Origin of the sequence: Catenulispora sp. EB89 (genome assembly GCF_041261445.1) — a bacterium.
Classification (GTDB): Bacteria; Actinomycetota; Actinomycetes; order Streptomycetales; family Catenulisporaceae; genus Catenulispora.
Map to the genome: position 1 here is coordinate 49,651 of NZ_JBGCCU010000001.1, position 24,894 is coordinate 74,544.

The window sequence follows — 24,894 nt, forward strand, 5'->3', positions numbered from 1 at the left end:
GTCTCCTTTATCGGTGCGGCTCAGTGCACGATCAAGCGCGCCGAGGCGTCCAGCGCCACCGTCCCGCCCCCACGCCCCAGCACCCGCAGCGGCGCGATGTCGAAGCTCTCCAGTACATCGCCGAGGTCCAGTGCCATGCGCTGCACCCGCAGGATGGTGTCGGCCAGCGCCTCCAGGTCGGCGCCGGCGGTGGTGAGCAGCGGCAGGCAGTGCAGCTCGTCGAGCATGCGGTGCGCCTGGTGCGCGTCGAAGGGGGCGACGCGGATCGCCACGTCGCCGAGGGTCTCGGCGTAGGCGCCGCCGACGCCGACCAGCACGGCCGGGCCGAAGCGGTCGTCGCGCCGGATGCCGACCATCGTGTCCACGCCGCCGGTGATCTGCTGGCCGATCAGGACGCCGTCCAGCGTCCCGTAGCCCTGGCGGCCGGCCGAGTCCATCAGGTCCTTGAAGTTCTCCCGGACCTGCGAGGCCGAGGTGATGTTCGTGCGGGTGAGGCCGGCCGCCGAGGCCGAGGGCAGCCCGGCCACCGACGCCTTCATCACCACCGGGTAGCCGATGGTGGCGGCGGCGCGCACGGCCCAGGCCGCGCTGGTGACCAGCTGTTCCCGGGGAGTGCGGATGCCGTAGGCGCGCAGGAGTTGGTGGGTCTGCGACTCCGACAGGCCCTTCGCGGGGTCGGTGTCCCGCTTGCGGACCGTGCCCGGGGCGCCGCCGGAGGTCAGGATCTGGCGCGCCTTCACGCCGGCCATCGCGTTGTCCTCGACCAGCGAGGGGATCCGGAACCGGTGGTCGCAGTGGTCGTAGTAGGCCTTGGCCGCGGCGACCGCGTTGGTGAGCGTGCGGAACGTCGCGATCTCCGGCGAGCGCTGCAGGATCAGGCGGTAGCCGGTCTCGGTGCCGCCGGAGGAGCACCAGACCACGCCGATCGGGGTGTCGCTCTCGCGCGCGGCCTCGACCAGCGCGGCGGCCGTCCACTCGCCGGAGGACCCGGTCTCGGTGACCGCGTACAGCAGCATCCCGGCGCCGGGGCGCGCGGCGAGTTCGGTGATGTCCGGCGCGTGGCCGGCGTCCTCGACGTCGAGACCGGAGCGACGGGCCAGATCGGCCAGGAGCGTGGCGGCGCCGCCGGAGTCGGCGGCGATCCGGACCGGACCGGGACGCTGCGCCGGACGCGGGAACCGCGCCAGCGTGGCGGCGCAGTCCAGCAGCTGGTCGAATCCCTCGACCCGGACCACCCCGGCCTGCCGCAGCACCGCGTCGATCACCCGGTCGGCGCCGGTGGCCAGCACGACCAGCGGACGCCCCGCCCCGGACGCCGCCTCGGCGGCCCGCATCAGCGCCCTGCCGTCCAGATCGGTGCCGATCGCGTCCACGCACGCGGCGATCGCCCCGACGCCGTCCGCCTGAGCGAACGCCTCGACCGCTTCCGCAAACGTCGGACCGTCTTCACCGGGGCCGCAGTAGGTCCAGCCGGCCACCGGAACGCCCAGCTCGTCGGCGGTCACCAGCGGGCAGCCGGTGTGCGCGCCGGTGGTGATGAGCGCTATGGCGGGGGCGTGCGGGGCCGGATCAGTATCGAGCGGCCGGGCCGGAACGTGCTGGCGTCGGTCCTCGGAAACCGGCCGATGCCGGGTCACCTTGATCTGCCCGGTAGTCATGACGCTGGTGGCAGGCATCGCACCGCCCTCTCAGGAGCAAACTGACAAGTAACCTGACGCTGCGTCAGTTTAGGACGGCGATGCGAATTAGCACAGAGGAAACAAGCAAGAGATCTTGTGTTCACACGGATTTGTTCGTCATGAGCCGACCCGCTTTCGCAATGCCGAACGATCCACCTTCTGTCCGGCGGTCAACGGCAGGCTCGGGACGGCCCGCACCTCCTCCGGCAGCTTGTGCCTGGCCAGCCGGGACCCGGCGAACAGCCGCAGCTCCTCGACGGTCGGCGGCGCGTCCGGATCGCGCGGCACCACGAACGCCACGCCGACCTGTCCCATCACCGCGTCCGGGCGCGGGACCACGGCGACCTCGCGGACCCCGGCGTGCTCCTGGAGGACGGCCTCCACTTCCTGCGGGTGCACGTTGTAGCCGCCGCGGATGAACATGTCGTCGCGGCGTCCGGCCAGGCGCAGGCAGCCGGTGTCGTCGAGCAGGCCCACGTCGCCGGTGCGCAGCCAGCCGTCCGGCGTGAGCGCGGCACGCGTGGCGGCGGGGTCGTGCCAGTACTCGGACATCACCGAGGCCGAGCGGATCCAGACCTCGCCGGTCTCCCCGGCCGGGAGCTCCTTGCCCTCCTCGTCGCGCGTCGAGACCTCGGTGCCCGCGCGGGGACGGCCGACGGTGTTGAAGAGCTCTTCGTCGGGCGCGTCGAAGGCGGTCAACGTCCCGAGCCCGCCGGATTCCGTGGAGGAGTAACGGATCGAGTAGGCCGCGCCGAACGACTCGCGGGCCCGCCGGACCAGCTCCGCCGGGGACGGGCCGCCGCCGATGATCAGGGCTTTGACGGCGTCGGTGCGGTAGTCGCGAAGCCCGGGGACCCGGAGCAGCAGGGCCACCTGGGCGGCCACGCCGCCTATCACCGGCACGCCCTCGTCGCAGATCAGGCCCAGCGCCTCCTGGGCCCGCCAGCGCGGCAGGATGTGCAGCCGGTTGCCGGCCAGCAGGTGCCCGGCGAGCTTGGTCATGAAGCCGACGTGGTTCAGGCCGGTGGCGACCAGCAGGGGCATCGGCGCGGACTGCGCACGGTTGTCCATCTCCGATATCGCAGCGATCTGCTTGCCGCCGAACAGCGCGCCCTTCGGCAGGCCCGACGTCCCCGAGGTGAAGACGATGGTCTCGGAGTCGTTGTGGGAGCGCGGGCCGGGGAAGGTCCGCCGCCGTTCGCGGCCCAACATCGGCAGTCCGGCCGCGAACTCCCGCCGGTCCTCGGCCTGCCGGACCGGGATGATCTGCGCGTCGGGCAGCCGGCCGGTCAGCAGCTCCTCGGTCCCGATCACCACATCGGGCCGGACCCGGTCGAGCATCGCCTGCCGTTCGGACGGCGAATAGTGCGCGCCGACGCCGGCGGTGACAGCGCCGACCTTCGCCAGCGCGCAGTAGGCGACGACGTAGTCCAGGGAGGCGGGCAGCAGCAGCGCGGCCACCTGGCCCTGGCCGACGCCCCGCACCGCGAGCCGCGCCGCCATGGCCTCGGAGGCCGCGTTGAGCTGCTGGAAGGTCAAGGAGAGCGGGCCGCGGCCGGCCACCAGCGCGGTGGCGGCTCCGTGGTCCCGGGCGGCTTTGCGGACGGCGAGGGCGAGGAACGTCATCGGAGCTCCCTGAGGGATGGGTACCGATCTGACTCGGGGTCAGGGTTTCCCCTTCCTCCGGGAGCTAATCCGAAGGCGAGCCGCGGCGCTAGACCGCGACCGGCTTCTTCTGCGTGATCCCCATGAAGACCAGCCCGATCATCGCCGCGCGCAGCTCGGCCAGCTTGATGCTCCAGGCCTCGAAGACGCGCTGGTGCGCCGAGATCGAGGCCAGCATCGCCACCAGCGCGCCGGCGGTCGCGGTCGGCGGCATCACGGCGTCGGCCTTGCCGGCGGTCTGCAGCTCGGTGATCGCGTCGGCCAGCGAGATGGTGACGTTGTTCAGGATCTTCATGCGGATCTTGTGGAAGCGCTTGTCGCCCTCGGCGGTGGCCAGGTCCACCACGCGCAAGATCGCCTCGTGCTCGTTCCAGAACTCCAGGAACCCGTCGACCAGCGCCTCGGCGGCCTGCATGCCGGCCCGGCCGGACCAGATCCGGCCGTCCGCGAGCTCCTTCAGGTGCGCGCCGTCCTTGGCCATGTCGTTGGCGATCTCGATGATCGCCGACTCGATGTCCGGGAAGTACTGGTAGAACGTGGCCGGGGAGGTACCGGCCAGCCGGGCCACGTCGATCACCGTGATCGAGCGGTACGGCTGCCCGACGAGCATCTCGCCGAGGCACTCCAGCAGCCGGGCCCGGGTGGCCTGGCCGCGCTTGCCCGCGATCCGCCCGTCGACGGTGCGCACTTGCTGAGCTGTCATGTCGTCAGTTTATGCGGTCGGAACCCCTTACCTCGTGCAGACCTGGGTGATCGTCCATGATCGGGATTCGTTATCATGCTCGTCACTTCCCTGCTGTCGCGATCCCGTGGCCCGCCGCCCCGGACCCGCGGTTGAAGCGCGGTGCCTCGCCGCCGCCGTGCACCAGCAGTTCCGCGCCGGAAACCTGGCCGGCCTCGTCGGAGGCCAGGTAGAGGCAGGCCCCGGCGATGTCCGCGGGCTCGGCCATCCGCCCCATCGGCAGTCCCTGGCCGACCAGCGCCGCGGCCTCCGGACCGCCGTAGTAGGCGGTCAGCGACTCGGTGAGCACCGGCCCGGGCAGCACGCAGTTCACCCGCACCCGGGGCGCCCACTCCAGCGCCAGACTCTTGGTGAGCGAGGCCAGCGCGGCCTTGGCGGCGCCGTAGACGGCCGTGCCGGGGCTGGGCCGGGTCCCGGCCACCGAGCCGATGTTCACGATGGAGGCGCCGCCGTGCTCGGGCGTCAGCGGGTACATGCACTGCGCGGCGTGCAGGACTCCCAGCACGTTGAGGTCGAACGCGGCGCGGGCCGCGTCCTCGGGGTAGTCCAGCGCCCGGCCCGGCCGCGCGCCGCCGGCGTTGTTGACGAGCACGTCGACGCGCCCGAACTCGTCCTCGATGGCCGCGAACGCGGCCCGGATGTCCGCCGGCGAGCCCAGATCGGCGGCGATGAAGCGGCCGACGGCCTGCGCCGGCTCTGTGCGCGCGAGCGTCACCACGGTGGCTCCGGCGGCTTCGAAGCGCGCCGCGACCGCCCGTCCGATGCCCTTGGTCCCGCCGGTGACGACGGCGACCCTTCCGGTGAACGACGTCACACCCCCGTGTGTATCAGAGGCGGCCTTTACTCGGAAGCAATTCGAGTTCACCTGCCCACCCGTCTCCCACCACCGCCCGTTACGGAGACGCTCCGCGTCACAGTTCACCCTTATGGCCGATTGACCGTGACCGATGTGCGTTGTCGACTCTTGCACAGTCCGGAGGAGATGACGACGATGGGCGAATCCGCCGCAGTACCGCAGATCGACCCCGCCGGCGGCGGGGACGACGAACCCTTTTTAGGCCTGGCGTGGGCCGAGGCCATCGAGGCCACGGAGCTCTTGCGCTCCGCCCTGGCGGCCCTCGGGCTGGCCGGGGAGATCCCGCGCTTGCGGGGTGACGTGAACGTGTACGGACGGCCGATGGTGACCGTGGGCCGCATCAGCCCGACGGCCGCCCGGCGGCTGGCCGCGGCCCTGAGCCGGGCCGCGCAGCACCAGCCCCGGATCTACGGCCAGGCGCAGCCGGCGGACGGTGAGACGGCGAGCTGCGGGCTGCCCGGGCCGAACGGCTCCGGGACCGCCGGCGAGCCGCACCGGAGCCTGCGGCCGCCGCGGACCGCGACGCCGCTGAACCTGCCGGTGGCGGTTCCGATGGCGACGGTGCTGCCGGCCACGGTCCCGGCTCCGACGGGGGCACCGGTAGCCGCGGTGCCGGGGGCCTCGCCCGCCGACTCCATGCGGCTGCCCGCCTGATCCCACGCCGCTCGAGAACGATGACGGCCGGGTCGGCGGGATGACTCGGCCGCCATCGTGCGTCGAAAGTAGCGCGTCCTCGGGATCTTGACCATGGTTTGCGCTCAACACCGAAGACAAATGTCAGCCATGGTCACCGGTTGCGGTTTGTCAGTAGCCGAATGCCGACAACCGACGCGTGGAAGCACGCGGAAGCGGCTGGAGCCCGACACGGCTCCAGCCGCGATCCCGGCTGACCCGGGGGGATCGTCAGCCGGGTGGTGGGTGCCGATCCCGCGGCCACCCACGCCCTTGACTGCGACACGCAGATTACGAGTCAGGGCTCGAACCCGGCCAGCGTTTCGCCCCAGCGGCGAAAGGCTGGCGACCCGCCGCCGGCGCCTCAGCGGGGCCGCCAGCCGCCGCCTTTGGCCCTTGCCGCGAACAGCTCCGTCTGCCGCTCGGCGCTGAGATTGCCCAGCTGCACCAGATGCGGCGCCAGCCCCAGCGCCTGCCCCTTCGCCATCTCGCGCGCCGCCCAGACCGCGCGCACCGTGCCCTCGACCGCGGACGGTTCGGATTCCGCGATGGTCCGTGCGGCCCGCTCCGCCGCCGCCAGGAGCGCCGCGTTGTCCGGCACCACCTCGCTGACGAAACCGATCTCGTACGCGCGCCGCGCGGTCATGCGCTCGGCCGTGCCCATCAGCGCCAGGCGCGCCAGCTCGCCGTGCGGCATGCGCTGCGCGAGGTGCACGGCCTCGTACGCCATCACCATGCCGTAGGTGACGTGCGGGTCGAAGAACGTGGCGTGCTCGGCGGCGATCAGGAACTCGCACTCGCCGAGCAGGTAGAACGCCCCGCCGCAGGCCATCCCGTTGACCGCCGCGATGACCGGCTTCCACAGGTCGGCGGTCTTCGGCCCCAGCGCCACACCGGGGTCGTCGACCATGAACGGCGACGACGGCTGCGGCACCGCCGCGTCCCGGTCGATCCCGGTGCAGAAGGCCTTGTCACCGCTGCCGGTCAGCACCACGCAGCGCACGGAGTCGCGGTGCCGCAGGGTTTTCCACAGCCTGTGGAAATCGTCGGCCATCGCCAGATCGAAGGCGTTGTGGCGCTCCGGGCGGTTCAGCGTCACCCACGCGACGCCGTCCCGCTCCTCGTAGAGGAGCGTACTGAAGATGAGATCACTCATCCGGTGTCCAGGCCGCCACGAAAAGTCCTTCGATCTCCTGGAACACCGCGCGCACCGGCTGCCCGATCTCGATCGTCGCCGGATCCACCGAGTCGATCGCGGCTCCCTCGGCCGCGACCAGGTTCCCGACCAGCCGCAGCCGCCGGTCCTCCGCCAGCTCCACGACCACCACCGGGTACGGCGCCAGCGCCGCGTAGTCCGGCAGCAGCGGCGGACGCGGCACCGCGAAGGACCAGACGTGCCCGCGGCCGGACATCAGCTTCCACTCGAACTCGATGCCCTGGCATCGCGGGCACATCGGCCGCGGCGGGAACAGCACCTCGCCGCAGTTCGCGCAGGTCTGCATGCGCAGTTCGCCCTTGGCGGCGTACTCGAAGTACGGCGCGCCGTCGGCGTCGACGAGCGGTTTGAGCATCGTGGGTGACCCTCCGTTCGGTGGTGTGCGGTCAGCCCCGGCGCAGCAGGACGGCCGACGTCGGTACAGCCTCGCCCGCGGTGACCAGGCATGTCGAGGCCCCGGCGACCTGGTTCGTGGAGGTGCCCCGCAGTTGCCGGACGCCCTCGTTGATCAGGTTGAAGCCGTGCACGTAGGCCTCGGACAGGCCGCCGCCGGAGGTGTTGACCGGCAGCCGCCCGGACAGTTCGAGGCCGCCGTCGTCGGCGAAGGCCGCGCCCTCGCCCTTGCCGCAGAAGCCGTAGCCCTCCAAGGACAGCGGGATCAGCGGTGTGAAGGCGTCGTAGATCTGCGCCACGTCCACGTCGGCGGGGCCGAAGTCGGCGTGTTTCCACAGCTGCTTCGCCGCGGTCCACGACGGTCCGGCCAGCGGGTCGTCGTTCCAGTAGTTGACCATGCCGTGATGCTGGGCCGGCAGACCCTGACCGAAGGCGTGGACGTAGACCGGCTCGCCGCGGCAGTCCCGGGCCCGTTCGGCGGAGACCATGACGACGGCCAGCGCGCCGTCGGTCTCCAGGCAGTTGTCGAACAGGCACAACGGATCCGAGATCATGCGGGCACTGAGATAGTCGTCCATGGTCAGCGGGCGCTCGTACATGATCGCCGCCGGATTGGCGTTGGCCCGGTTGCGGCAGGCGATGGCCACCGCGCCCAGCTGTTCGCGGGTCATGCCGTACTCGTGCATGTACCGGCGAGTCAGGACCGCGATCTCGTCGACCGGCCGCAGCAGCCCGAAGGGCCGGGTCCACTGCGCCGGCGTGGCGAGCTGGTTCACGGTGTCGGTCCACGGCCGCGGGCCGCTGCCGCGCTTGCGGGAGCGCCACGCGACGCCCACGCTCGCCTGGCCGGTGGCGATCGCCATCGCCAGATGGCCGATCGTGGCGCACGATCCGCCGCCGCCGAAGCCCACGCGGGAGAAGAAGGTGACGTCTCCGGCGCCGACCGCCTTGGCGATCTCGACCTCGTCGGTGGCCTCCATCGTGTACGCGGCGAAGGCGTCCACCTCGTGGGCGGCGATGCCGGCGTCGTCCAGCGCCATGGCTATGGCTCGGCAGGCGAGCGCTTTCTCTGACGGCTCAAGGTGTTTGGCGAACTCGGTCTGGCCGATGCCGACGATGGCGGCCCGGTCCTTCAAGGGCGTCGGATTCATGCACCTTCCCATCTGACGCTGCGTCAGATATCTGCCTATCATGGGCCCCGGCACGGTGCCAGAGCCAAGTTCCTTGTGCGTTCCTCTGCGTTCCTCTGTGCGAAAGGCCGCTGACGATGACGGTGCAGCTCGGCACGACGACGATCCCGGACCTGGTGGCGCGAGCCGCCGCCGACCACGGCGAGCGGGAGGCGGTGGTCGACGGCGAGCAACGCCTCACGTTCGCCGACCTCGCATCCCGGGTGAAGCAGGCGGGCCGGGCGATGATCGCCTGGGGCGTGGCGCCCGGCGACCGCGTGGCGATCTGGGCCCCGAACTCGGCGGAGTGGATCGTCACGGCGCTCGGCGCGGTGTCGGTCGGCGCCGTCCTGGTGCCGCTGAACACCCGGCTGAAGGCCGCCGAGGTCGGCCACATCCTGGAGAAGTCGCGGACGAAGCTGGTCGCGGTGTCCGGGGAGTTCCTGGGCGTGGACTACGTGGGGCAGCTGGCCTCGATCCGGGACGGGCTGCCGGACCTGGAGGTCATGACCGCGTTCACCGACGGCGGGCTGCCGCCGGTGGTGTCGCGCCGGCAGTTCCGGGCGCCGGGGATGAAGGTCCCGGCGTCGGTGTTCGACGCGGCGGCGGCGTCGCTGACCCCTGATTCGCCCGGCGACCTGTTCTTCACCTCCGGGACCACCGGCGCCCCGAAGGGCGTGCAGACCACGCACGGGCAGACGACGCGCGCGTTCCATCAGTGGTCGGAGATCGTGGGACTGCGCGCCGGGGACCGCTACCTGATCGCGAACCCGTTCTCGCACACGTTCGGCTACAAGGCCGGGATCCTGGCCTGCCTGACCCGTGGCGCGACGATGGTCCCGCTGGCCTCGTTCGACGCCGAGGCGCTGTTCGCGACGATCGAGCGCGAGCAGATCACGGTGTTCCCGGCGGCCCCGGCGGTGTACCAGATGCTGCTGGCGCACCCGGACCTGGCGAAGCACGATCTCAGCTCCCTGCGCGCGGCGGCGACCGGCGCGGCGGTGATCCCGGTGGAGCTGATCGAGCGGATGCGGGACACCCTGGGCCTGTCGACGGTGATCACCGCCTACGGCCTGACCGAGGCGACCGGCGTGGTGACCATGTCCCGCGACGGAGACGACCCGGAGGTCGTCGCGCGCACCTCGGGCCGCGCCATCGACGGGGTCGAGGTGCGCACCGCCGAGGACACCGGCGAGATCCTGGTCCGCGGCTACAACGTGATGCGCGGCTACTTCGAGGACGAGGCGGCCACCGCCGAGGCGATCGACGCCGACGGCTGGCTGCGCACCGGGGACGTCGGGGAGCTGGACGCGGCGGGAAACCTGCGGATCACCGACCGGATCAAGGACATGTTCATCTGCGGCGGCTTCAACGCCTACCCGGCGGAGATCGAGCAGGTGCTGCTGACGTTCCCGGGCGTCCAGGAGGCGGCGGTGGTCGGCGTGCCGGACGCGCGGCTCGGGGAGGTGGGGAAGGCCTTCGTGATCGCGGTGCCGGGCCGGCGCATCGAGCCGGACGCGCTGCTCGCGCACGCCGGAGAACGCCTCGCCAACTACAAGGTGCCGCGGCACGTCGAGGTGGTCGAGGCGTTCCCGCGCAGCTCGCTGGGGAAGGTACTCAAGCGCGAGCTGCGGTGAGGCCGGCGGCGGTCAGAAGCGCGACTTCATCGCCTCGGGACTGCCCGCCGGGACCGGGACGCACCTGCCCGGCATGCCGGTCAGGATGTCGAGCATCGACATCTGGTGCCCGGCGCCGTGGCCGTAGTCGAACCGGATAAGCGCGACCACATCCCGGGCCGGCAACTGTCCGGGGCGGAACTCGTACAGGACGGGCGAGCCGCCGCCCTTCGGCAGGCTCTTGAGAGCCTGGCCCGCGGAGCCGGGACCGGGCGGCACCGGCTGATTATTGTGCGGCACGTTCTCAAGCGCCTCGGTGATCGCCTTCTCGTCCCGCTCGACACCCACGCTCGCCGCACAGTCCACCGGCGTCCTGTTGTCCCAGTCGGCCGGCATGCTCACCTCTTGCACATCGCTCTTGATGCCCGCCTTGGTCAGCGCGGCCTGGAGCTTGGCGGGGTCGAACACCTCCTGCATCGTCAGGTCGACGACTCCGTCCGCGTGCTTCTGGAGCGTGAAGCCGGCGTCCTGGATGTCGAGGGTCACGGGGCTCTTGGCCGTCGGTGCGCTCCCGCCTCCCGTCCCCGCCGACGGCGCCAGCACCCCGACCGCCGCGACGAGCGCCGCCGCGCTGGTCCCGAGGCCGGCGGCCAGGGCGCGGTGCCGGTTGCGGGTGCGGCGGCCGAGGGCCGCCACGTCGGCGGCGCTGGTGGTCAGGGTCGCCCCGGCCACGGAGCGCCGCAGGCCGGCGAACACCTCCTCGTCGCCAGTCGTGTCGTCGAAGTCTTCTGTGTTGATCACTTCACTTCCTCCCGCTCGGTCTGATCTTCGAGCTCCGTCCGCAGCGTCTTCATCGCGCGGTGGAGGTGGGTCTGGACGGTGCCGGGGGCGATGCCGAGCGCGGCGGCCGTGCCCCGGGTGTCCAGATCGAGGAAGACCCGCAGCACCACCACTTCGCGCTGCCGGAGCGGCAGGTTGCGCAGGGCGGCGCGCAGGACGGGCTCAACGGCGGTCGTATCGCCGTCGGGGCCCGGGCCCGCGGTCGCGCCCACGCGCGCTCCGGCGCCCGGCGCGTCGGGGTGCGCCACCGCGTCCCACGACACCTCGCGGCGGCGTCTTCGCCACCAGGAGATGTGCGTGTTCAGCGCGGTGCGCACCACCCACGCCGCCGGCGCCGGGTGCTTGCGCACCTTGCGCCAGTGGGCCCATGCCCGGGCGAAGGCTTCAGCCGTCAGCTCCTCGGCGAGGTGCCGATCGCCGACGCTGACCAGAACCGCCCGGAAGCAGGGGTCCCGGTGGCCTTCGTAGAAGGCTGCGAAATCCTCGGATCCTCTGTCCACGGTCCCTTCACGCTTTCGAGTGATGATGCGTTTACCGCGATCCGTGACCGAGTACGAATACTCTTAATCCATGGCACAACGGGCAAAACCTGGAATGATCCTGATCTGATGAGCCTCACACAGTCTCCGCGCCGCCGGCTCGGCGCCCTCGCCACCCTCGCGGCACTGGCCGCCCTGGCGCTGTCCATCGGCTTCTGCGGCGCGCCGATGGCCGCCGCGGACGAGATCGTGGACGATCCGCCGGTCCTGGCCACGGCCGCCGTCCTGGACGGCAAGCCCGTCGACGGCATCCCGGCCGGCCCGATGGTCCCCGGCGGCTACCACGTGCACGCGCACCTGACGCTGTACATCGACGGCATGGAGCAGTGGGTCCCGGCCGGCGTGGGCGTGACCCGCCCGGTGGTTCTGGACCCCACGCGCCCGGACCCGTCGATCACCGAGGCGCACAGCTTCTACTGGCTGCACACGCACGACGAGTCCGGCGTCATCCACGAAGAGGCGCCGACGCCGCACGACTTCACCCTCGGCCAGTTCTTCGACCTGTGGGGCCAGCCCCTGGACCGGCACGAGGTCGGCCCGGCGCAGGGCGACGTGACGGTGTGGGTGGACGGCAAGAGCTACGACGGCGACCCGCGCGCCGTGGCCCTGAAGGACCACACGACGGTGCAGCTGAACGTGGGACGGGACGTGCCGTTCGTGCCCTACGACTTCCCGACCAGGTACAACTGAGGCCAGGCGGAACACAAGCGGGCCCGCGCAGCTCCGAAGAACAGCGCGGGCCCGAAAGCGACAGCCAGCCCGGCGAGGGCTGATTCTTAAGCCAGCGGCAGCATCGTCCGCAGCAACCCCCGCGAGTCCGCCTCGCGCGCCGCCTGGATGCGCTCGGCCGGCACCTCGCCGTACAGCGTCGAGCGCTGGCGTGTCGGGCGGCCGAGCGGGGCGCAGATCTCCTCCAGCTCCGCGATGCCCTTCGCCGAGCCGTACTCGGAGCCGGCCATGCGGGAGATCGTCTCCTCCATGAGCGTGCCGCCCATGTCGTTCACGCCGCCGGCGAGCATGAGCCGGGCGTTGTCGGTGCCGAGCTTGACCCACGAGGTCTGGATGTTCTTGATGCGGCCGTGCAGCATGACGCGCGCCATCGCGTGCACGGCGCGGTTGTCGCGCATCGTCGGTCCCGGGCGGGCGATGCCGGCCAGGTACACCGGCGCGTTGGAGTGGATGAACGGCAGCGGCACGAACTCCGTGAACCCGCCGGTCTCGTCCTGGATCCGGGCCAGCACCCGCAGGTGCGCGACCCAGTGCGCCGGGTTGTCGACGTGCCCGTACATCATCGTCGAGGTGGTGGGGATCCCGACCTGGTGCGCGGTGGTGATGACCTCGATCCACTGCGCGGCCGGCAGCTTGCCCTTGGTCAGCACCCAGCGCACGTCGTCGTCGAGGATCTCGGCGGCGGTCCCCGGCAGCGAGTCGACGCCGGCCTCCTTGGCCGCGGTCAGGAAGTCGCGGATGGACATGCCGGTCCGGGAGACGCCGTTGATGATCTCCATCGGCGAGTACGAGTGCAGGTGCAGCCCCGGGGTCCGCTTCTTGATCTCGGCGGCCAGGTCGAAGTACGCGGTGCCGGGCAGGTCCGGGTGGATGCCGCCCTGCATGCAGATCTCGGTCGCCCCGACCTTCCACGCGGCCTCGGCGCGGTCGCCGACCTCCGACACGGAGAGGGTGTACGCGTCCGCGTCGGTGCGCCGCTGCGCGAAGGCACAGAAGCGGCAGCCGGTGTAACAGACGTTGGTGAAGTTGATGTTCCGGTTGACGACGTACGTCACCTCGTCCCCGACCGCGTCCCGCCGCAGCCCGTCGGCCAACGCGGCCAACGCCTCCAGCGCGGGACCGTCGGCGTGGATCAGCGCGAGCGCGTCGGCGTCCGACAGGTTCCCCGGGTCACGCTCGGCAGCCGCCAGCGCGGTCTTCAGCGCCGCGTCGATGCGCTCCGGAGCGCTGTGGTCGACCGAGGTCCGGGAGGCGTGCTCGCGGAGCTCGTCCCAGTCCCCGTAGACGTCGGAGAAGTCGGAGCGCCGGTCCTCGCTGCGGCCGTCGGTGTCGATGGTGGTGTGCAGGTCGGTACGGCCGCTGGAGGTGTCCCAGCCGCCGTCAGGCTCCTGCCACCGGATCCCGGTGGGGATCCGGCCCTCCACGGCCATCCCGGTCTCCGGATCGGCCAGCGCCTTCACGTGCGGCATGATCCGCGGGTCCAGCCACGGCTCGCCGTGCAGCACGTACTCGGGGTAGACCGTCAGGCGTTCCTTCAGCGTGAAGCCCGCGGCGGAGGACTGCTCGGCCAGCTCGTCGATGGCCGGCCAGGGCCGCTCCGGATTGACGTGGTCCGCGGTCAGCGGCGAGACCCCGCCCCAGTCGTCGATGCCGGCCCGCAGCATCAGCGCGTACTGCGCGTCGACCAGGTTCGGCGGCGCCTGGATCCGGACCGAGGGCCCGAGCACGACGCGCGCCGTGGCGATCGTCGCCGCGAGTTCTTCCAGGTCCGCGTCGGGGGTGTTCATCATCGCCGTGGCCGGCTTGGCCCGGAAGTTCTGGATGATGATCTCCTGGATCCCGCGATACGTCCGCGCCACCTTCCGCATCGCGAAGATCGAATCAGCGCGCTCCTCCAGCGTCTCGCCGATCCCGATGAGAATCCCGGTGGTGAAGGGAACCGAAGAGCGGCCCGCGTCCTCCAATACCCGGAGCCGCACCGCGGGTTCCTTGTCCGGGGACCCGTAGTGCGGCCCGCCAGGCTCCGACCACAGCCGGGTGGCCGTGGTCTCCAGCATCATGCCCATCGACGGCGCCACCGGCTTGAGCCGCTGGAAGTCGGACCAGGACAGCACGCCCGGGTTCAGGTGGGGGAGCAGGCCAGTCTCCTCCAGCACCCGGATCGACATGGCCCGCACATAGTCCAGCGTCGAGTCGTAGCCGTGCGCGTCCAGCCATTCCTTCGCCTGCGGCCACCGGTCCTCCGGCCGGTCCCCCAGCGTGAACAGCGCTTCCTTGCAGCCCAGCGCCGCACCCTTCGCGGCGATGTCGAGCACCTCGTCGGGCGACAGGTACAGCGAGTCCAGGCGGCCGGGCACCGTGACGAACGTGCAGTAGTGGCACCGGTCCCGGCACAGCCGGGTCAGGGGGATGAACACCTTGCGCGAGTAGGTGACCACGCCGGGGCGGCCGGCCGCCTCCAGGCCCTGGTCTCGCAGGCGGGAGGCGACGGCGCACAGCGCGTCCAGGTCGGTGCCGCGCGCGGCGAGCAGGACCGCCGCCTCCTCGACGCTGAGCGCGACTCCCTCACCCGCCCGGTGCAGGGCACGGCGCATCGCATTAGCGGTCGGCTGCATCGTCATTCCAGTTCCTACGCGGCAATGAACCGGATCTATTCCCGTTCGACGTAGCGAGCGTAGTCGTCGAGCACCGGCAGGATCCGGTCCGCGGGCGCCGATGGGACGTTGAACACAATCTCCTCGATGCCCAGGGCCTGGTAGTGCTCCATCTTGCCCGGGGTCGGCTCGGTCCCGAAGGGCACGACCCGCAGGGTGTCCGGGTCCCGTCCGGCTTCCTCGGCCGCCGCCCGCAGCACCGGCATCGCCTGCGTCAGCCCGCGTCCGCCGATCGGCATCCAGCCGTCGGCGTAGTCGATCACCGCGCCGAACAGTTTCGGCCCGGCGGCGCCGCCGATCAGGACCGGGACGGACCCGGCCGCCGGCTTCGGCCAGGACCACGAGGGATCGAAGCCGACGTGCTCGCCGTGGTACGACGCGACCTCCTTGCCCCACAGCTCCTTCATCGCCAGCACCGTCTCCCGCACCCGCTCCCGCCGGGTCCCGAAGTCGACGCCGTGGTCGGCCATCTCCTCCTTGTTCCAGCCGAAGCCCACGCCGAGGTCCAGGTTGCCGCCGGTGACCAGGTCCAGGGTCGCGACGGTCTTGGCCAGCAGCAGCGGGTCGTGCTGGGCGGCCAGGCAGATCCCGGTGCCCACGCGGATGCCGGGGGCGGCGGCCGCGACCGTGGCGAGCGCGACGAAGGGATCCAGCGTCCGCGAGTAGTAGTCCGGCAGCGGCTCCCCGAGCGGGGCCGGGGTGGCCCGGCTGATCGGGATGTGGGTGTGCTCGGGGGCGTAGTACGACTGGAAGCCGCGCTCGGCGAGCGCGCGCCCGAGCTCGGCCGGACCGATGGTCTGGTCGGTCAGGAAGACCGTGACGCCGATGCGCAAGACAGCTCCTTCTGCAAAGGTTCTCAGGGGTGGTTCTCGGTAGCGATCCGATGGTTGTTTACAGGGCTTACTTGCCCAGCGCCGCGGCGGCACTCCGGAACCGCGTGGTCCGGTGCACCGGGTCCTTGTCGATCTTGGGGATCACGTGCCGGCCGATCAGCTCGATCGTCTCCAGCGTGTCGGCGAGCGACAGCTGGATCGGCAGGCCGAACACCAGCTGGTCGATCCCCGTGGCCTCGTACCGCTTGATCTGCGCCAGCACCTCGTCGGGGTCGCCGCAGATCAGGTAGCCGTTGTGCGAGCGCCACACGACCTCCTCCAGCGTCGGCTCGGGCAGCACCGCCGGCCAGGCCGGGATCCAGTCGGGCCGCGGGAAGGTGTCGTGGTAGCGGAACACCAGCGACTGCAGGCGTCCCAGCCCCATCGTCGTGGCCGCGTGCCGGGCCAGGTCGCCGTCGGCCAGACACACCGCCGAGGACGTCACCATGACGTTGTCGTTGACATACGCGCCGATCGGCTCGGCGGACAGGACCGCCTTCTTGTACGCCGCGACCGCGGTCTCGGCGTCGGCCGCGGAACCGACCGAGAAGCCCAGCACGCCGAGCCCCATCCGCGCGGCCATCTCGTACGACGGCGGGTTCCCGGCCGCGTACCACATCGCCGGATGCGGCTTCTTCCACGGCTTGGGCAGCACGTTCCGCTCCGGCATCGAGAACCACTCGCCGTCGTGCGAGTACGAGTCCTGCATCCACATCTTGGGGATCTCGCGCACCACCTCGGCCCAGATCTCCTTGGTGACCGTGGTGTCCGGCAGGCCCAGGCCCAGGATCTCGCGCGAGCCGGCGCCGCGTCCGGTGCCGAACTCGAACCGGCCGCCGGACAGGTGGTCCAGCGTCGCCACCTTCTCCGCGACCTTCACCGGGTGGTTGGCCTGCGGCAGCGGGTTGAAGATGCCGGAGCCCAGGTGGATCCGCTCGGTCGCGGCGGCCAGGTAGCCCAGGAAGACGTCGTTGCTCGCCAGGTGGGAGTACTCGTCGAGGAAGTGGTGCTCGGAGGCCCACACGTACTTGAAGCCAGCCTTGTCCGCGGCTTTGGCGATCGCGATGTCGTTCATCAGCGAGGTGTGCTCGAAGTCGGGGTCGGCGGCCAGCCGCGCGAGCGGCACGTGGCCCTGGACGAATATGCCGAACTCCATGGCGCCTCCTGGTCTGTCGTCTGGCTGGGCGGTCGTCTAGCCGAAGTGGATGCCGGCCAGCGCTCCGCCGTCGAGGACGAAGTCGGCGCCGGTGCAGTAGGACGAGTCGTCGGAGGTGAGGAACAGCGCGGCCTTGGCGATCTCGTTCGCCGTGCCGACGCGCTTGAGCGGGATGCCGGAGTAGCCGGCGTCCGGGTCGGCGTCCTCCGGCATCAGCTCGGTGACCATCGGGGTGTGCACGCCGCCGGGGCAGATGCAGTTCACCCGGACCGTCGGCGCGGCCTCCAGGGCCGCGACACGCGTCAGGCCCCTGACGGCGAACTTGGTGGAGACGTAGGAGCCCAGGTACGCCATGCCCGCCAGCCCGTCGATGCTCGCGGTGTTCACCACGGTGCCGCCGCCGGCCGCCCGGATCCGGGGCAGGCACACGTGCAGCCCCAGGAAGACGCCGACCTGGTTCACCGTCACGACCTGCATGTACTCCTCGACGCTGGTCTTCTCGATCTTGTTGAAGCGCAGGATGCCGGCGTTGTTGATCAGACCGTCGAGCTTGCCGAACTCGGCCTCGGCGAAGTCCGCGGCGGCGGTCCACTGCGCCTCGTCGGTGACGTCGAGCCGCACGAACCGCGCCGCGTCGCCGATCTCCTTGGCCACCTGGTGACCGAGGTCCTCCAGCACGTCGGCGACCACCACCCGCGCGCCCTCGGACGCGAACAGCCGCGCCTCCTCGGCGCCCTGGCCCCGCGCCGCGCCGGTGATCAACACCACCCGCCCGTCCAATTTGCCCATCTGCCGACCGTCCCCTGTCCTCGGATCGCGCTTGACATCTGACTAGGTGTCAGATTGATTCCTTCCAGGCGAAAAGTGAAGGGGAGGCGGCCCATGAAGTTCTGGCTCTCACCGGCGTTCTGCGACACCGCGCACCTCACCGGCCTGGCACGGGCCGCCGAGGAGTACGGGTTCGAAGGGATCGCCATCCCGGACCACCTGTTCCATCCGGTCGAGTTGTCCTCCCCCTACCCGTATACGCCGGACGGATCCCGGTATTGGTCGAAGGACACTCATTGGCCCGAGCCGTGGGTGGCGATCGCGGCCATGGCGGCGGTGACGACCCGGCTGCGGTTCACCACGAACATCTACGTGGCGCCGGCCCGCGACCTGCTGACCGTCGCGAACCAGTTGGCGACGGCCGCGTACCTCTCGCAGGGCTCGGCCGGCGGCCACCACCGCGTCGCGCTCGGCGTCGGGCCGGGCTGGAGCAAGGACGAGTTCACGGCCACCGGCCAGGCCTTCGCCAAGCGCGGGGCGCGGCTGGACGAGATGCTCGAGGCGCTGCGCCGGCTGTGGACCGGCGACGTGGTCGAGCTGACGGGGCCGAACTACACGCTCCCGCCGTGCTCGATCACGCCGACGCCGAACGACCCGATCCCGGTCTACATCGGCGGCGTCTCCGACATCGCGATCCGGCGCGCGGCACGGAACGACGGCTGGATCGGGATCTACCACACGGTCGACGAGACGCGGTCGATCATGGAGCGGATCCGTGCGGCCCGCGAGGCGGCCGGGACTCTGGACCGCCCCTTCCGCGCGATGCTCGCGGTCCTGGCCGAGCCCACGCCCGAGCTGTGCGAGCAGGTGGAGGAGTGGGGTGTCACGGACCTGTTGGGCGCTCCGTGGATGAAGAACATCAAGGCCATGACGGCGCCGGGGCCCTCGCTCGACGAGATGGTCGAGGCGGTGGCTGAGTTCGCCGGACGCTATGTGAAGTAGGGAGTGAAGTAGCAACAGCAAACGCCGCGGGCGCCAGAAGCCTCAGCCTCTGGCGCCCGCGGCGTCCTCACGTGCTCGTCACGTACTCGTCTCGTACTCGTCTCGTACTCGTCGATCAGTACACGCAGGGGATGCCGTTCTGCGACGTGACCGCGCCACCGGAGCTCAGCCCGGAGGAGTCGGCGGAGTTGTCGCTGGCCACGCTGGTCGGGGCGCCCGAGGGCTGGGTCGACGGCTGCGAGGGCGTGGTCGGGGTCGCCGGCGGCGCCTTGTAGTCGTAGCCGATGGTGACCGTGATCGTGCCCTTGTCCAGCGAGTCGCTGGCGATCGGCGCGGTCTTGGTGCCGAGCTTGGCCTGGATCTGCTTGGCCAGAGCCTCCTCGCCGGCGCCGTAGCGGATGATCGTGTGCTGCACGCCGTTGCCGCCGTTGCCGGTCTTGCTGGTCGGGATGCCGGCGTCGAAGAGCTGGCCGGAGACCTTCACCGCCAGGCCGGTGGTGTCGGTGCCGTTCAGCACGGTGATGGTGGCCGGGGGCGTCGGCGTCGTGGACGGCGCCGCCGGGGGCGGGGTCGAGCTGGAGGCCGTGGTCGGCGGCGGGGCCACCGCGGCGTCGTTGTTGAACGTCGCCCCGATGGTGGTCTTGATCGCGGCCGGGTCGACCGTCAGCGCGCTCTCGCCGGCGATCATCACGGTGCCGGTGGTCGGCAGCGTGATGAACTCGGTGTTGCCGCCGGTGAGGTTCGACGCCTGGGACGCGAAGTCCAGCACGCTCCAGCCGTTGTCGATGACGATGTCCTTCTTCACCGCGTTGAACAGGCCCTGCATGGCCCCGACGTCGCCGAGGACGCCCTTCTTCTTCAACGCCTGCGTCACCGAGGACAGGAACGCCTGCTGGCGGTGCGTGCGGTCCAGGTCGCCGTTGGGCAGGTGGAAGCGCTGGCGCACGAACTGCAGCGCGGTGGCCGCGTTGATGGTGGACACGCCGGCCGGCAGGTTGATGCCGGTGCCCGCGCCGTCCTCGATCGGGTCGTAGGCCGGGGCCTTCAGGCAGACCTGGATGCTGCCGATCGCGTTGACGATGTCGTAGAAGCCGACCAGGTTGACCTCAGCGAGGTGGTCGATGTGCTGGCCGGTGAGCTTCTGCACGGCCCGGATCGTGGCCTCGCGGCCCACCTCGCGGCTCTCCGCCTCCTCGGTGGCCTTGTCCACCTTCTTGCCCGAGGCGGCGATCTTCTGGTCGGCGTAGGCCTTGGCGTCGCCGTAGGCCTCCTTGATCTTGCCCATGCCCATGTCCGGCACCTGGACCGTGCCCACGCCGGGGATGTCCGCGCTGCCGCCGGGGCGCTCGACGTCGCTGTCGCGCGGGATCGAGTACGCGGTGACCTTGCCGCCGTTGGCCGGGATGTGCATGAGGATCAGCACGTTGGTGTTGTAGCCGCCGATGGAGGAGGAGCCGGCGTGCAGCTCGTCCTCGACCAGGGAGGTCGGCAGGTCGTTGCCGTTCATGTCCTTGCGCGAGTCCAGGCCGATCAGCAGCAGGTTGACGTCCGCGCCGAGGTGCGGGGCGATGTAGCCGTCCTGGCCGGGCTTGATCTGGTTGATCGAGTCCGTGGTGTGCAGGCCGTCGGTGAGCTGCTTGTTCTCGAACCAGACGAAGCCGGTCGCCAGCACGACCACCGCGCTCATCGTGGCGGCGGTGATGCGGCCGGCGAGCACGCCGCGCTTGCGGGGCGGCTTGGCCGGACCCGCCGCGCCGCGGCCGCCTGCGCGCCGGCCGCCGCCTCCGCCCCGGGGGCCGGACTCGAGGTAGTCCTCGTCGTAGTCGTCCGGACCGTGGAAATCGTCACGGCCCTGCTGGGCCATGACGTTGGTCTGCTCTGCGGCGTACCACTCGCCGGGGGCGCCGTGGTGCGTCGGGTCGTCGGGGCGCGCCGGCGGTTGCTGCTGCGGCGACCAGCCCCGGCTGTCGCGCTGCGCCGGGGGTTCGGGGCGACGCTGCGGCGGGGGTTCGGGGCGGCGCTGGGCCGCGCGCCAGGGCTGCTCGGGCTCTTCCCGGCGACCGCCGCCGCGGCCGTAGTCTGGGCCGTTTCCGTAGTCGGGGCCGTTGCCGTAGTCCGGGCCGTTTCCGTAGCCGGGATTGCCGCCGCGGCCGTAACCGCCGTCGTTGCCGCGTCCTCCATAGCCGTCACCGCCGCCGGCCCCACGCCGGCCGCCGCCCCCGCGGCGGTCACCGCTGCCGCGGTTGTCCCCGCCTTCGTCCGGATACCACTCAGACACGGCGCGTGCCTCCCCCGCTCTGCCGTCCGCGCACGACCGCGGCGGCTATGACCAAACCCATGACGACGAGCGCGGCGAGGATCACCGGGAAGACGTTCGTCGTCGCGTGGACCAGACCGACCGCCTTCGCCTTGGTGTCCGGGTAGGGCGGGTTGTGCCAGGCCAGCTCGGCGACCGCGGCGACCAGCCAGGCCACCGGCGGCAGCGCGCTGACCACCCACCAGCGGCCGTTCGAGGTGGCCGCGGCCGCGGCCACACCGGCCGAGACCACGGTGAGCAGCATGAACACCGGGCCGTGGTAGCCGCCTATGAACTTGCCCAGGATCGCGGCCAGCATCGGCCCGCCGAGCACCGCCGCGGCGGGCAGCCAGTTCGGAGCCCCCGCCAGCAGCCTGTCGCCCGGATCGGCCCCCGGCCGCGGAGCCGGACGGCGGCCGGCGGCGGGACCGCCGCGGCCGGACGGACCCGAGGCGCGACCGCGTACCGGAGCCGGCGGCGGCACGGGCCGCCCCGACCGAGGCGGCATCGACGACCCGCGCTCCGGACGGCCACCGCCGCCGGGGCCCGGACGCCGCGCCGGCGACGTGCGAGCTGTTGAGGACATGACGGCGATCCTCACTCAGCCGTTCAACCGACCCATCCCGCTTTCGTCACAACCCTGCTACAACGCGGGAAGGTCGGTCACCGCATGTAATCGCCGGCGTTGACGGCGAGCGACTGACCGGTCACCCCGCCGGCATACGGCGACACCATGTACACAGCTGCGTTCGCCACGTCGCCGTCGCTGGCCATTTCCGGCAACGCCATGCGATCGGTCAGTGACGCGACGATCTGCTCCTCGGCGATTTTTTGTGACGCGGCGGTCCACGCGACGTACCCCTGGACCATCGGCCCCCACATCCACGACGGCACCACGGCGTTGACCCGGATGCGCCGCGGCCCGAGTTCCTTGGCCATGCCGTAGGTCGCGGACAGCAGGGCTCCCTTGGAGGCGGCGTAAGCGGCCTGCATCACCTCGGTCGCCGGCACCCACATCGACTGCGAAAGGATGTGGACGATGCCGGTGGTCCCGGCCTCGCGCGCCAGATGCGGGATCGCCGCCTTGCTGAGCTGCAGGGTGCCGACGACGTTGACCTCGTAGACGGCGCGCCAGTCGGCGAAGTCGGCGTCGCTGACGCCGCCGAAGACCTGGTCCATGGCCGCGACGTTGATCAGGCCGTCGAGGCCGCCGAAGCGCTCGACGGCGAGGTCAACGAGCCGCAGGCAGTCGCTCTCGGAGGTGATGTCGGTCGGAGCGTGGGCGACGCGCGCGGCGTCGAACTCGGCGGCCGCCTTGGCCAGCCGGCCTTCCGTGCGCGCCCCCAGCACCACGTTCGCGCCCTGGTCGTAGGCCGCCTGCGCGACCTCCCGGCCGAGTCCGTCGCCGACCCCTGACACGATCACCGTCTTGCCTTGGAGCAACATGGGGAGCCTTTCGTGGGTGGTGGCGAGAGGTTCTGATGGTGCGTCAGATTAGGCGGGGCCGGGTGAGATCGCCAGAGTCGCCGGGCCCGGCGGCAATGCCCTGCGACACTGCTTGACACCTCGATTGTTCTAGATGTTCTATAGCAATAGCTCGAAGGAGGCGGAAGCTTGCTCCTGACCGTGGAGCCCGACGGCGACGTGCCGATCTACCAGCAGCTGCGCGACCAGATCGTGGTGGCGGTGGCGGCCGGGACGCTGGTGGCGGGGGATTCGCTGCCGACGACACGGCAGCTGGCCGCCGATCTCGGGATCAACATGCACACCGTGAACAAGGCCTATGACCTGTTGCGGCAGGAGGGCTTGATCCGGCTGGGCCGGCGGACCGGGGCGGTGGTGGCGCGGGGGCCGGGGGACGGGCCCGCTTCGGCTGCGGAGGTCGGCGATTGGGAGCGGAGGGCCCGGACGCTGCTGGCCGAGGGGTTCGCGAAGGGGATGGCGCCGCCGGACGTGCTGGAGCGGTGCCGGGCATTGCTCGCCGAGTTCGCCGGGCGATGAGTTGAAGACACGCGTCACAGGCGCATCACACAGACGACACGGGAGACTCCGATGCACGCCTCTGCCTTGCCCGCAGTGGTACCGGTCCTATTGATCGGGTTGCTGTCCCTGCTCACCCCGGCGCTGACGCCGCGGACCGTCCAGTTCGGGGTGCGGGTGCCGGCCGAGCGGGCAGGCGATCCGGTGGTGGCGGCCGCGCGGCGGACGTACCGGGGCGGGATCGGTGCGGTGACCGTCGTCGCGGTGCTGGTCGGGTTGTTCGTGGGAGCGGTGGGCGCGGCGGTGGCCGGGGCGGTGCTGGTCGAGCTCGTCGGGTCGGTGGCGGTGTATCTCGTGGCGCGGTCGCAGATCGCCACGGCCAAGCAGGACGGGCGCTGGTTCGAGGGACGCACGCAGATCACGGTCACCGACACGACGCTGCGCACCCGGCCCGAGCCGTTCCCGTGGCTGTGGACGCTGCCGGCGGTGGCGGTCACCGTGGGCACGGCGATCGTCGGCGCGATCCGTTATCCGCACCTGCCGGACCGGCTCGTCTCGCACTACGACGCCGGCGGGCATCCGACGTCGTACACCGCCAAGACCTTCGTCTCGGCCTTCGGGCTGGTCGGGGTGCAGGTGGGGATCACCGTGCTGATCGTGGCGCTGGCCTGGGTCACCGCGCGGGGCAAGGCCGCACTGGACGCGCAGGACCCGCACGCGGCCGAGCGGCACCGGCGGTTCGTCGCGGCGATGACGCGCTGCCTGCTGGCGCTGGCGGCCGCGTCGGATCTGTCGATGTTCTTCGCGGCGCTGGCGATGTGGACCGTGATGGGAAGCACCGGCTTCTTTCCGGTGCTGCTCATCGCGCCGATCGCGGTGGCGACGGTGGCGCTGGTCGTGGTGACGGTGCGGGTCGGGCAGGGCGGTTCGCGGTTGCGGGTCGAGGGGGAGGGCGGGGGTGACGGCGGACGCGACGGGAGCCGCGGCGACGCCGTCAACCGCGACGACGACCGTTACTGGAAGCTCGGCCTGCTCTACTACAACCACGACGACCCGTCGGTGTTCGTCCCGAAGCGGTTCGGCGTCGGCTGGACGATCAACTTCGCCCGGCCCGCGGGCACCGGGATGATCGTCGGTCTCTTGCTGATCCCGATCGTGCTGCCGCTGATCCTCGGGTCGCACTGAGGGCCTTCCCGCCCCGAACTCCTCGATCAGTGCAGTCCCTGCGCCGCCTTCACCCGCCCGACCTGGATCTCGGACAGGTGCGCGAGCGTCGCGCCCATCTGCTCCAGCGCCGTCTTGTCGTTCGTGACGGGTCCGACCAGGACCACCACCGAGACCGCCGTCCCGGCCTGGACCAGCAGCGCGGCCATGAGCACGGTCTTGCCGCCGACGGTCAGGTAGTTGATGTAGCCAGCCTGGCCCGCCTTCATCAGCTGCGGAACCGGGGCCGGCGCCATGGTCCCGGAGTTGCCGGAGATGGTCATGGTGAGGCTCTTGCACCCCTGCAGCCCGGTGGTCAGGTCGGCGACCAGCGCCTGCGCCTTGTCGGCGGACGGCAGCGCCAGCACCGAGTCCTGGATGACGTGGCCGGCCGAGGCCTTGTGCAGCTGCCGGTTCACCTCGGCGGTGGTGCCGTACTTCGTGGTCAGACCGTCCTCGGCGTCCACGAACGTCTGGCAGGCGGCGCCCCCGGTCTTCACGACGTCCTGCGCGCTGGTGGTCGTGGGGTCGTCCTGCGAGGCGTCGTAGGTGTAGCCGGGATCGTCCTTGTCGGTGAGCAGGAGCTTGCCGATCTGGTCGGCGCTCAGCGTCGTCCCCGAAGCCCCGCCGGACGTCGCCGCCGACGTGGGCGGCGCGATCGACGTGTTCGGCACACCCCCGCCGGACGCCGGCGCCTTCGACCCGCCCGACGTCCCCGCCGCACCCGGCGCACTCGTCCCCGCCGCCGCACCGCCGATCTGCCCCGAACTGCTACAGGCGGCCGTCATCAGGGCGGCCGCGGTGAGGGCGGCGATGGAGCCGCCCTTGATCTTGTTGCGCATGGTTT

General features: G+C 71.3%; 23 protein-coding genes. 6 read left to right on the forward strand and 17 right to left on the reverse strand.

Annotated features, from left to right (window positions below; all coding sequences use genetic code 11):
- Positions 1–20 precede the first annotated feature (20 nt).
- From ABH920_RS00230 to ABH920_RS00245, 4 genes are all read right to left on the reverse strand, one after another.
- A complete protein-coding gene (locus tag ABH920_RS00230) occupies positions 21–1,676 on the reverse strand; it encodes an acetate--CoA ligase family protein (RefSeq protein WP_370345420.1) in 1,656 nt (551 codons plus the stop codon).
- A 120-nt stretch (positions 1,677–1,796) separates the two neighbouring features.
- On the reverse strand, positions 1,797–3,305 hold the full coding sequence (locus ABH920_RS00235) for a class I adenylate-forming enzyme family protein (RefSeq protein WP_370345422.1): 1,509 nt from the start codon (positions 3,303–3,305) through the stop codon (positions 1,797–1,799).
- Between the two features lie 88 nt (positions 3,306–3,393).
- The gene (locus ABH920_RS00240) at positions 3,394–4,047 is read right to left on the reverse strand and encodes a TetR family transcriptional regulator (RefSeq protein ID WP_370345424.1); all 654 of its coding nucleotides are present in this window, start codon (positions 4,045–4,047) and stop codon (positions 3,394–3,396) included.
- 82 nt (positions 4,048–4,129) lie between these two features.
- Positions 4,130–4,900, reverse strand: coding sequence for an SDR family oxidoreductase (locus ABH920_RS00245; RefSeq protein ID WP_370345426.1), 771 nt, complete (start codon positions 4,898–4,900; stop codon positions 4,130–4,132).
- 177 nt (positions 4,901–5,077) lie between these two features.
- Here ABH920_RS00245 and ABH920_RS00250 point away from each other — a divergent pair, with 177 nt between their 5' ends.
- Positions 5,078–5,596, forward strand: coding sequence for a hypothetical protein (locus tag ABH920_RS00250; RefSeq protein WP_370345428.1), 519 nt, complete (start codon positions 5,078–5,080; stop codon positions 5,594–5,596).
- A gap of 382 nt (positions 5,597–5,978) precedes the next feature.
- Here the strand turns inward: ABH920_RS00250 and ABH920_RS00255 are convergent, their stop codons facing one another.
- From ABH920_RS00255 to ABH920_RS00265, 3 genes are read right to left on the reverse strand one after another with little or no spacing between them, the layout of a single operon-like run.
- Positions 5,979–6,770: an enoyl-CoA hydratase/isomerase family protein gene (locus ABH920_RS00255; RefSeq protein ID WP_370345430.1), complete on the reverse strand. Its 792-nt coding sequence runs from the start codon at positions 6,768–6,770 to the stop codon at positions 5,979–5,981.
- Positions 6,763–7,185 carry a Zn-ribbon domain-containing OB-fold protein gene (locus ABH920_RS00260; protein ID WP_370345432.1) on the reverse strand — a complete coding sequence of 141 codons (423 nt, stop codon included), beginning with the start codon at positions 7,183–7,185 and terminating at the stop codon, positions 6,763–6,765. Before ABH920_RS00260 ends, ABH920_RS00255 begins: the two co-directional genes overlap by 8 nt.
- Positions 7,186–7,216: 31 nt before the next feature.
- Positions 7,217–8,374: a lipid-transfer protein gene (locus ABH920_RS00265; RefSeq protein WP_370345434.1), complete on the reverse strand. Its 1,158-nt coding sequence runs from the start codon at positions 8,372–8,374 to the stop codon at positions 7,217–7,219.
- Between the two features lie 116 nt (positions 8,375–8,490).
- Here ABH920_RS00265 and ABH920_RS00270 point away from each other — a divergent pair, with 116 nt between their 5' ends.
- Positions 8,491–10,029: a FadD3 family acyl-CoA ligase gene (locus ABH920_RS00270; RefSeq protein WP_370345436.1), complete on the forward strand. Its 1,539-nt coding sequence runs from the start codon at positions 8,491–8,493 to the stop codon at positions 10,027–10,029.
- A 12-nt stretch (positions 10,030–10,041) separates the two neighbouring features.
- On the opposite strand, the gene ABH920_RS00275 is transcribed toward ABH920_RS00270, so the two are convergent.
- Both ABH920_RS00275 and ABH920_RS00280 read right to left on the reverse strand, forming a co-directional pair.
- Positions 10,042–10,809: a hypothetical protein gene (locus ABH920_RS00275; protein ID WP_370345438.1), complete on the reverse strand. Its 768-nt coding sequence runs from the start codon at positions 10,807–10,809 to the stop codon at positions 10,042–10,044.
- The gene (locus ABH920_RS00280; protein WP_370345440.1) at positions 10,806–11,348 is read right to left on the reverse strand and encodes a SigE family RNA polymerase sigma factor; all 543 of its coding nucleotides are present in this window, start codon (positions 11,346–11,348) and stop codon (positions 10,806–10,808) included. The genes ABH920_RS00275 and ABH920_RS00280 overlap by 4 nt, the downstream gene beginning before the upstream one ends.
- Positions 11,349–11,456: 108 nt before the next feature.
- Between ABH920_RS00280 and ABH920_RS00285 the strand changes: the two genes are divergently transcribed.
- Entirely contained in the window at positions 11,457–12,077 is a 621-nt protein-coding gene (locus ABH920_RS00285; RefSeq protein ID WP_370345442.1) for a hypothetical protein, read from the forward strand.
- Between the two features lie 86 nt (positions 12,078–12,163).
- On the opposite strand, the gene ABH920_RS00290 is transcribed toward ABH920_RS00285, so the two are convergent.
- The 4 genes from ABH920_RS00290 to ABH920_RS00305 form a co-directional block, all read right to left on the reverse strand.
- A complete protein-coding gene (locus tag ABH920_RS00290; protein WP_370345444.1) occupies positions 12,164–14,737 on the reverse strand; it encodes a bifunctional FO biosynthesis protein CofGH in 2,574 nt (857 codons plus the stop codon).
- A gap of 29 nt (positions 14,738–14,766) precedes the next feature.
- Entirely contained in the window at positions 14,767–15,603 is an 837-nt protein-coding gene (locus ABH920_RS00295; RefSeq protein WP_370345446.1) for an LLM class F420-dependent oxidoreductase, read from the reverse strand.
- A 67-nt stretch (positions 15,604–15,670) separates the two neighbouring features.
- A complete protein-coding gene (locus ABH920_RS00300; RefSeq protein ID WP_370345448.1) occupies positions 15,671–16,798 on the reverse strand; it encodes an LLM class flavin-dependent oxidoreductase in 1,128 nt (375 codons plus the stop codon).
- Between the two features lie 36 nt (positions 16,799–16,834).
- A complete protein-coding gene (locus ABH920_RS00305; protein WP_370345450.1) occupies positions 16,835–17,587 on the reverse strand; it encodes a glucose 1-dehydrogenase in 753 nt (250 codons plus the stop codon).
- 93 nt (positions 17,588–17,680) lie between these two features.
- Here ABH920_RS00305 and ABH920_RS00310 point away from each other — a divergent pair, with 93 nt between their 5' ends.
- The gene (locus ABH920_RS00310; protein WP_370345452.1) at positions 17,681–18,568 is read left to right on the forward strand and encodes a TIGR03619 family F420-dependent LLM class oxidoreductase; all 888 of its coding nucleotides are present in this window, start codon (positions 17,681–17,683) and stop codon (positions 18,566–18,568) included.
- Between the two features lie 115 nt (positions 18,569–18,683).
- On the opposite strand, the gene ABH920_RS00315 is transcribed toward ABH920_RS00310, so the two are convergent.
- The 3 genes from ABH920_RS00315 to ABH920_RS00325 all read right to left on the reverse strand — a co-directional run bounded on the left by ABH920_RS00315 (position 18,684) and on the right by ABH920_RS00325 (position 22,310).
- The gene (locus ABH920_RS00315; protein ID WP_370345454.1) at positions 18,684–20,846 is read right to left on the reverse strand and encodes an LCP family protein; all 2,163 of its coding nucleotides are present in this window, start codon (positions 20,844–20,846) and stop codon (positions 18,684–18,686) included.
- Entirely contained in the window at positions 20,839–21,450 is a 612-nt protein-coding gene (locus ABH920_RS00320) for a hypothetical protein (RefSeq protein WP_370345456.1), read from the reverse strand. The genes ABH920_RS00315 and ABH920_RS00320 overlap by 8 nt, the downstream gene beginning before the upstream one ends.
- A gap of 77 nt (positions 21,451–21,527) precedes the next feature.
- The gene (locus ABH920_RS00325; RefSeq protein WP_370345458.1) at positions 21,528–22,310 is read right to left on the reverse strand and encodes an SDR family oxidoreductase; all 783 of its coding nucleotides are present in this window, start codon (positions 22,308–22,310) and stop codon (positions 21,528–21,530) included.
- Between the two features lie 168 nt (positions 22,311–22,478).
- Between ABH920_RS00325 and ABH920_RS00330 the strand changes: the two genes are divergently transcribed.
- The gene (locus tag ABH920_RS00330; protein WP_370345460.1) at positions 22,479–22,865 is read left to right on the forward strand and encodes a GntR family transcriptional regulator; all 387 of its coding nucleotides are present in this window, start codon (positions 22,479–22,481) and stop codon (positions 22,863–22,865) included.
- 51 nt (positions 22,866–22,916) lie between these two features.
- Positions 22,917–24,029: a DUF1648 domain-containing protein gene (locus tag ABH920_RS00335; RefSeq protein WP_370345462.1), complete on the forward strand. Its 1,113-nt coding sequence runs from the start codon at positions 22,917–22,919 to the stop codon at positions 24,027–24,029.
- Between the two features lie 26 nt (positions 24,030–24,055).
- On the opposite strand, the gene ABH920_RS00340 is transcribed toward ABH920_RS00335, so the two are convergent.
- Entirely contained in the window at positions 24,056–24,889 is an 834-nt protein-coding gene (locus tag ABH920_RS00340) for a sensor domain-containing protein (protein WP_370345464.1), read from the reverse strand.
- Positions 24,890–24,894: the final 5 nt, after the last annotated feature.

Coding starts and splice junctions, on each gene's coding strand:
- ABH920_RS00250 (WP_370345428.1), top strand. CDS start 5,078: ATGGGCGAATCCGCCGCAGTACCGCAGATCGACCCCGCCGGCGGCGGG.
- ABH920_RS00305 (WP_370345450.1), bottom strand. CDS start 17,587: ATGGGCAAATTGGACGGGCGGGTGGTGTTGATCACCGGCGCGGCGCGG.
- ABH920_RS00340 (WP_370345464.1), bottom strand. CDS start 24,889: ATGCGCAACAAGATCAAGGGCGGCTCCATCGCCGCCCTCACCGCGGCC.
- ABH920_RS00310 (WP_370345452.1), top strand. CDS start 17,681: ATGAAGTTCTGGCTCTCACCGGCGTTCTGCGACACCGCGCACCTCACC.
- ABH920_RS00230 (WP_370345420.1), bottom strand. CDS start 1,676: ATGCCTGCCACCAGCGTCATGACTACCGGGCAGATCAAGGTGACCCGG.
- ABH920_RS00235 (WP_370345422.1), bottom strand. CDS start 3,305: ATGACGTTCCTCGCCCTCGCCGTCCGCAAAGCCGCCCGGGACCACGGA.
- ABH920_RS00300 (WP_370345448.1), bottom strand. CDS start 16,798: ATGGAGTTCGGCATATTCGTCCAGGGCCACGTGCCGCTCGCGCGGCTG.
- ABH920_RS00285 (WP_370345442.1), top strand. CDS start 11,457: ATGAGCCTCACACAGTCTCCGCGCCGCCGGCTCGGCGCCCTCGCCACC.
- ABH920_RS00290 (WP_370345444.1), bottom strand. CDS start 14,737: ATGACGATGCAGCCGACCGCTAATGCGATGCGCCGTGCCCTGCACCGG.
- ABH920_RS00260 (WP_370345432.1), bottom strand. CDS start 7,185: ATGCTCAAACCGCTCGTCGACGCCGACGGCGCGCCGTACTTCGAGTAC.
- ABH920_RS00255 (WP_370345430.1), bottom strand. CDS start 6,770: ATGAGTGATCTCATCTTCAGTACGCTCCTCTACGAGGAGCGGGACGGC.
- ABH920_RS00320 (WP_370345456.1), bottom strand. CDS start 21,450: ATGTCCTCAACAGCTCGCACGTCGCCGGCGCGGCGTCCGGGCCCCGGC.
- ABH920_RS00240 (WP_370345424.1), bottom strand. CDS start 4,047: ATGACAGCTCAGCAAGTGCGCACCGTCGACGGGCGGATCGCGGGCAAG.
- ABH920_RS00325 (WP_370345458.1), bottom strand. CDS start 22,310: ATGTTGCTCCAAGGCAAGACGGTGATCGTGTCAGGGGTCGGCGACGGA.
- ABH920_RS00270 (WP_370345436.1), top strand. CDS start 8,491: ATGACGGTGCAGCTCGGCACGACGACGATCCCGGACCTGGTGGCGCGA.
- ABH920_RS00335 (WP_370345462.1), top strand. CDS start 22,917: ATGCACGCCTCTGCCTTGCCCGCAGTGGTACCGGTCCTATTGATCGGG.
- ABH920_RS00265 (WP_370345434.1), bottom strand. CDS start 8,374: ATGAATCCGACGCCCTTGAAGGACCGGGCCGCCATCGTCGGCATCGGC.